This is a genomic window from Bacillus sp. AY2-1, assembly GCF_008368965.1.
Taxonomy (GTDB): Bacteria; Bacillota; Bacilli; order Bacillales; family Bacillaceae_G; genus Bacillus_A; species Bacillus_A thuringiensis_S.
In genome coordinates this window covers 1-2634 of record NZ_QPEL01000260.1, presented here as the reverse complement: position 1 = coordinate 2634, position 2634 = coordinate 1, and the positions used below count along the sequence as shown (strand labels likewise).

Here is a 2634-nt window from a genome sequence, read left to right as displayed (position 1 = left end):
GTATTAATCCAAACAAGAGAAGATGATTCATGTGAAACAATTTACTAAATTTCCTCTGACATTTTTAGTTATGTTCCTAGCCAATTTAGCGAACTATTATTTTATCCTATTTACGTAATAAAAAAAGCCTTCCTAATTATAGGAAGGCAACGTTCTAAAATGAAAACCTATATTTGATTAATAATTAAATTACCTCAAACTGATAATATACACTTTTCCCATTTTCCCTAGTTACTTTAACTTCAGCAAACCCTTTGCCAATGACATCCATCCTAACCATTCCATCGTCTTGTAATGTAACTTTTACAACTTTTTCTCCACCTTTTATTGTATGCTTTGCTGCAACTCCTTCCTCAACTCTAGATTGACCAACACGCCAACAGTCACTGCACTTTTTTTGGCTCTTAGATATCATTTCATTTTTTACATGTACACTGTTAGTAGATGCATCAGCAATACCATTTGTACTCAACAAAATTAAGGAAGTTACTAAACCTATTCCCAGTTTCTTTAACATTATTTCATCCCTCCTGTGTTAATTCATACTTTTATATTAAACTGAGATTCTTTCAGGTAACTTTCATTTACCTTACAATAACCTTAAATACCTTTCTGTAGATAATGAATTCTTTGGAAGAAAGAATTCACATATACATCAACTTAAAAGTTGTAAAAGGATCTCAAGGCAAAAAATTATAAACCTTCACTTGAGGATATCAATTTTCTCATTTTAGGTATTTCGTTTATTATCTTGATAGCTATGTGGAGACATATTAGGCTTTAGAAACCTTATCTTTTCCGTCTATTACGCTGACCTTTCCTTAACGACATACAAGACATCTAGTGTTAAAGTCACCTCTTATTTCCTTTACCAATGTCCATTTGGTCCAAAATAAAAAGTTCACCAATTAAGGCGAACTTTTTATGTACTATTGCTGCGAGTTTCGTTCACATCATTCTGTCCGTTATTTGAAAAACAAAGAAGTTTTTCATGATATATAATATGTATCTCTAAAAATAATGTGCTTATACCCAATTTCTTTTTAGGTGTTAAATTTGTTCATTATTGTGTAATTTCTATATAACAAAGAAAAAGCACCCATTACGGATGCTATTCTTTAATTAATACCTTTCTTGCTGTATTTCCTTTATAGGGGTATCTTTGATTATTTCTTTTTTTCCCTCGTAGCATCCAATGGACTTATGAGCCCCAGTTCCTTTAAAGTACCAAGTGATTCCTGTTTCTGGATCAGTAAAAGAGTTAGCGAAAATCCCATTTTCATTTATCATTGACATTCTATAAGGAGCATTACTAGTAAGTCTAGGACAACTAGTATGATATTCATAGATGTCATAAGATGAAAACTGTGGTGAATCAAGTTTTTTATTAGTATTATCAACTGTAGATGTTGCAGCTGAAGCTCCCATACCCCCTGTTAATACAAAACCAGTTGCTAATGCTCCCACTACTAATTTCTTGAACATAAAAATTTCCCCTTTAATAGTTTTATAACTCTCACCTTAACTGTAACAAAATTTACATTACAGTAAATATTTATAATATGCAAAAAATTTCATTTAATTATTATGAATATTAGGAACTCATTTTCTCAATGCAAGAAAATAAATTCTAATATATAAAGACCTTTCTGTAAATTCAAGATAATCCATGCTATTTTAACTCTATTAAAAAAGGAGCCACTCAAAGTTGAGCCGCCCCCCTTTTTATTTCACATATACATTTCAAAAAATATTCCTCAGAGTTTTAGAATTGCAAATAACTACATTAATTAAACGAATACATTATTCAAACGGACGATATTTCTTTCTTAATACTGCCAGTTCTTCACTTAATTTTTCCACATCTGATCTCCAAAACAAACTTATATTTTTCATTTGTTTTAATGGGATAATCCGTTCCTTCTTAACTAATACATTTAACCTAGCGCGATTTACATTCATTATTTCCATTGCTTCTGATGTTGTCAAAATATAATCATTTACAAATTTTTCAATATCCTCTTTACTTTTTAATTCATACATGCTTAATCCCTCGCTTTTATAATCGTTCATTTATAATTGTCGTAACTATATTAAGTAGTGTGACTACTGCAAAAAAGATAGTTGATATAATAAAAACATAATCTATTGTTTTTAAGCCGTTCCAATCAATAACAAATACAAAAACCATTGCAAATAAAAGCACAGGTCCTATCGAACTTTTAAAAATCCCCCAGAGTTTATCTTTTAAATTTTCCATCTCTATGCCCCACATGATTCATGCATACCGAATCATTCCTTTCTATAAGGTATAATCCCAAAAAACTAAATAGTTTTAAGAAATGTTATATTTACATTGTTTAAAACCAAGTTGTAACTGCATATATGATTAAAGAAAGGGCCATGATAGCTCCAACAACTATCACAATTAGTCCTATACACCCCAAAAGAATTTGAAATAGATAGTATGCTCCAATTATAATCACGAAGATCAGCGCTAAAAGTGCAAGTATCTGCAACATTATTGTTTTAAAAAAGATTAGTCCTATAATAATTACAGCTATTATGGCAAAAATCCTCATACCGACAAAATGACCTCCAATTTTCAATAACCATATAGAGCACAGAATTTGC

5 protein-coding genes are annotated in these 2634 nt (G+C 30.3%); all 5 read right to left on the bottom strand.

The window, feature by feature from the left end; all coding sequences use genetic code 11:
* Nucleotides 1–184: 184 nt before the first annotated feature.
* Nucleotides 185–517, bottom strand: a complete 333-nt coding sequence (locus tag DN403_RS30040; protein ID WP_064532455.1) for a hypothetical protein — start codon at nucleotides 515–517, stop codon at nucleotides 185–187.
* Nucleotides 518–1122: 605 nt separating this feature from the next.
* Entirely contained in the window at nucleotides 1123–1485 is a 363-nt protein-coding gene (locus tag DN403_RS30035) for an LCI fold-containing protein (RefSeq protein WP_149186079.1), read from the bottom strand.
* A gap of 318 nt (nucleotides 1486–1803) precedes the next feature.
* Complete coding sequence (locus DN403_RS30030) at nucleotides 1804–2043, bottom strand: DNA-binding protein (RefSeq protein ID WP_098438186.1); 240 nt, start codon at nucleotides 2041–2043, stop codon at nucleotides 1804–1806.
* A gap of 16 nt (nucleotides 2044–2059) precedes the next feature.
* Nucleotides 2060–2260 carry a hypothetical protein gene (locus DN403_RS30025; RefSeq protein WP_149186078.1) on the bottom strand — a complete coding sequence of 67 codons (201 nt, stop codon included), beginning with the start codon at nucleotides 2258–2260 and terminating at the stop codon, nucleotides 2060–2062.
* 100 nt (nucleotides 2261–2360) lie between these two features.
* Nucleotides 2361–2634, bottom strand: a 274-nt coding sequence (locus DN403_RS31580) for a hypothetical protein (RefSeq protein WP_218948251.1), incomplete at its 5' end; no start/stop codon positions are given.

Excerpts from the sequence above, each read along its gene's own strand:
- DN403_RS30040 (WP_064532455.1), bottom strand. The coding sequence starts at position 517 with ATGTTAAAGAAACTGGGAATAGGTTTAGTAACTTCCTTAATTTTGTTG.
- DN403_RS30035 (WP_149186079.1), bottom strand. The coding sequence starts at position 1,485 with ATGTTCAAGAAATTAGTAGTGGGAGCATTAGCAACTGGTTTTGTATTA.
- DN403_RS30030 (WP_098438186.1), bottom strand. The coding sequence starts at position 2,043 with ATGTATGAATTAAAAAGTAAAGAGGATATTGAAAAATTTGTAAATGAT.
- DN403_RS30025 (WP_149186078.1), bottom strand. The coding sequence starts at position 2,260 with ATGGAAAATTTAAAAGATAAACTCTGGGGGATTTTTAAAAGTTCGATA.